This is a genomic window from Duncaniella sp., assembly GCF_029054785.1.
Classification (GTDB): Bacteria; Bacteroidota; Bacteroidia; order Bacteroidales; family Muribaculaceae; genus Duncaniella.
On record NZ_JAIDEN010000003.1, the window covers coordinates 1 to 3,865 of the forward strand.

General features: G+C 45.3%; 3 protein-coding genes. 2 read left to right on the plus strand and 1 reads right to left on the minus strand.

Annotated elements, in window-relative coordinates; genetic code table 11:
• Window positions 1-119 precede the first annotated feature (119 nt).
• Window positions 120-524: a hypothetical protein gene (locus K2H17_RS00050; protein ID WP_300129995.1), complete on the minus strand. Its 405-nt coding sequence runs from the start codon at window positions 522-524 to the stop codon at window positions 120-122.
• Between the two features lie 215 nt (window positions 525-739).
• Between K2H17_RS00050 and purT the strand changes: the two genes are divergently transcribed.
• Entirely contained in the window at window positions 740-1,924 is a 1,185-nt protein-coding gene (gene purT / locus K2H17_RS00055) for a formate-dependent phosphoribosylglycinamide formyltransferase (RefSeq protein WP_300129996.1), read from the plus strand.
• A 115-nt stretch (window positions 1,925-2,039) separates the two neighbouring features.
• Window positions 2,040-3,530: a DUF6377 domain-containing protein gene (locus K2H17_RS00060; RefSeq protein WP_300129997.1), complete on the plus strand. Its 1,491-nt coding sequence runs from the start codon at window positions 2,040-2,042 to the stop codon at window positions 3,528-3,530.
• Window positions 3,531-3,865: the final 335 nt, after the last annotated feature.

Here is a 3,865-nt window from a genome sequence, read left to right on the forward strand (position 1 = left end):
TGCGTGTATCGTCTGTCAGCACTTTGGCATTATTAACGCCGTATATCAATTTTTCAATATAAGGTACTCAAAGGTCGTTGTAGCTGTGGTTCCAATGAATATTCATAAATCTATAATATTTACCACATTCTGCCCGACAGCAGAGTCAGGCGAACAATTGTCAAAGTGTCTCCGTCAGTTATTTCAATCCGGCTTTCGTTTGAGCCAAGTGGATTTCCATTGAGAAATATTTTGAAAATGCCGTCCTCATGACATTGCAAGGCATTTTCGACAGCCTTTTCTGGATCTTCCTTTTTGTTGTTGTAGACAAATCCGAAAGCAATGCGGCCTGTTTCAGCAAGATCGTTGATCTGATGTTCGTCCATCGGATTCGCATGGCGGTCAGCGTCAGGATCTGTCGGGTTGCCGTCAATACAGTTGTTATATGCCAATACTATTGTGCGTACGATCGAACTGATCAATGCTCCGGTGGTGGCCGGACGGGCGGAAAGCTCTATCGGGCAGGATGTGATCGGTTGTCGCATACGTCCCGGACTTTTTTGCTGTAAATAGATTTTCATGCAATATGATTTTGCAGCGCATTTGCGGTTTCGTAAAACACTGTGTCGTGTCTCCGGCGGAATCTCCGGTCTTTGGGCGAAGTTACAAAATAAATCGTCAGTTTGAGCAATATTTCGTGGAAATTCGGTAATTTTGCAGAAAGAAGATTATAAACATCATTATCGTTTTTTGAATTCAGATGACAAAAATAGGAAGCAAGTGGACCAATAGCGGTCGCAAGGCCATGCTTCTCGGCAGTGGCGAATTAGGAAAAGAGGTTGCTATCGAACTCCAGCGCATGGGCGTTGAGGTTGTGGCTTGTGATAAATATGCCAATGCTCCCGCCATGCATGTGGCCGATAAGAGCCGCGTGTTCAGTATGCTTGACGCGGAGGCCTTACGCAATGCGATCATAGAAGAAAAGCCGGACCATATAATACCGGAAGTAGAAGCTATCGCAACGCCTGTGTTGGTCGGACTTGAAGGGGAAGGCTACCATGTCACTCCGACTGCAAATGCTGCTTTCCTCACTATGAACCGCGAGGGTATCCGCCGTCTTGCAGCCGAGGAGCTTGGAGTTATGACTTCTCCATATCGTTTCGCTTCTGATTTTGAAGAATTCAAGTCGGCAGTCGAGGCTGTTGGTATCCCTTGCGTGGTTAAGCCTATCATGTCATCCAGCGGCCACGGCCAAAGTGTGATAAAATCCTCTGAGGATATAGAAAAAGCCTGGAAAATAGCCCAGGAAGGCGGTCGAGCCGGAGCAGGACGAGTAATTGTTGAAGGATTTGTGAAATTTGACTACGAAATAACCCTTCTCACAGTCCGCTCGGTTGCCGGAACAACATTCTGCGAGCCGATCGGACATATACAGGTTGATGGTGACTATCGTTATTCCTGGCAGCCTCAGGCCATGACTCCTGAAGCAAAGGCTGCCGCACAGGAGATTGCCCGTAAGGTGACCGATGCTCTTGGAGGATATGGCATTTTTGGTGTAGAACTGTTTGTCCGTGGCAACGATGTTATCTTCAGTGAAGTCTCTCCGCGTCCACACGACACCGGTATGGTCACTATGATCTCGCAGGATCTCAGTGAGTTTGCGCTTCATGCAAGAGCATTGACCGGATTACCCGTACCCGAAATCCGCTTTTTGGGCCCCTCGGCCTCACGTGCCGTCGTGGTTGAAGGCGATAGCTCGGAGGTGATCATGGATAATCTTGACAAGGTGCTTGAAGAACCGGGTGTCCAGATGCGTATATTCGGCAAGCCGGAAGTCAAAGGCCATCGTCGCATGGGTGTGATACTCGCTACTGCCGATACGGTTGAAGAAGCAAGAGCAAAAGCAGAGCGTGCGTATGACAAACTTCAGATCCAGGTACTGTAATCACAGCGATTATATTGATCGATTCAGGCGGACTCTCATAGTCACCGTTTCGATTGTATTTGCAACCCTCCTTGCATCCGGTAGCGAAACTATCGGGCGCAAGGAGGTTGTTTCTATGCTCAAGACTCTTGACGCTGAGTTGGCCCAGAGAGACCAGTACATATCACGACGCTGTGCGACAATTGATTCTCTTAAAAGTTTGTTGGAGCACAATCCCGCAAACCAGGAGTCAAGGCTGTCTACTTTGCTGATGTTAGGGGATACCTATAACGCCTATAACACAGACTCGGCGGTCTCTGTCTATAACCGGGGAATACTGCTTGCCAAAGATCTGAAATTTGACTCGATCGCCACCAGGTTTCAGCTGAGATTGCTGACCTATCTTCCGCTATTGGCATTTATCAGCCAGGCCGAGAACGGTTTTGCGAAAATTGATTACGAGAACCTGCCAAAAGGCCTTCAGGAGGAATATTTAGATGCTGCCAGGCAGATGTATTTTTACATCGCTTCTTACTATGTGAACTATCCGGAGATATATGACCGTTATATGGCCAAGTCGCATGAAGCACAAGGCGCTCTGATCGGACTTTTGGAGGAGGGGTCGCCAAGGTATATGCTGAACAAGGGGGAATACCATTATTATAATAAGGAGTATTCCAAGGCCAAAGCTCTTGTCATGCTGCTGATCGACCAGCTGCCGCCGGAAGACAATCTCTATGCGCGTGCGTGTCATCTGCTTGCCGATATTTCAAGAACGAGGGGTGAGCATTACGCCTACGAGTATTATCTGGCGTTGTCGGCTATCGCTGATACGCGAGGTGCGACTCTGGAGGTCGCATCATTGCAGGAGCTGGGCAAGACAATATATCTGAGTGGAGATATTCAGCATGCCTATGATTATCTGTCCGTCGCCCTTTCAGAAGCTGTGGAGTGTAACGCCCCTTTGCGAATTCTCCAGTCTTCTCAGGTGTTGCCTATAATTGAAAGCGCTCACAAAGAAGAGATCCGTGGATCAAGGATCCGAACCTATATTGTTATGGTGGTTATGGCTGTTCTGCTGGTCATATTGGCGATAACTCTCTATGGTCTGCATCGCAAAAACCGTCAGATGAACCGCATGGCATTGCGGTTGGAAGAGGCAAACAGCATAAAGGATGTTTATATCTCCCAGTTCCTTAACCTGTGTTCGATATATATGGATAAACTGACGCAGTTTAACAAGATGGTGAATCGCAAGATCACAACCGGCAAAGTTGATGATCTTCTCAAGATAACCAAACAAGGCAAATATATCGAAGAGCATTCCAAGGAGTTTTATGATGTGTTTGATGATGCGTTTCTGCATATCTATCCGAACTTTGTCAAGGATGTCAATTCTTTGCTTCGTCCGGATGAGCAAATTGTATTGCGCGAAGGCGAGAAACTGAATACGGATTTGCGCATAATAGCCTTCATGCGGCTTGGGATTGAAGAAAGCTCCCGGATAGCACAGATGCTGAATTATTCTGTCTATACAATCTATACATATCGGAACAAATTGAAAAATCGTGCGGTTTCAAGAGATACTTTCGAGAGTGATATAATGAATATAAAATCCGTGTCTTGAATGTAAAAATATGCACCTTTTGTTGCATATAAGTATATAAAACGATATATATTTTCTCAATAATTCACAAATCGGTTCTATATTTTATTTATTACATTTGGTGTTAATTTGCTGATATACAGCGCTACTTGCGGTTTAAATGTTTTATATTCACTCAATTTAACCTTTTGGATATTGCACAGCCCCGAAAATAGATCTAATTTTGCAATGTGAGAAGACTGCTGAGTATCCTAATCCAAAAGTTTTCTCGCCACCAGATAATATCGAAATTAATCAATGATTTTTAGTTTTAGGGTTAGTATAGATTGTTAGTATCTTAGCGTAAATTCATTAGT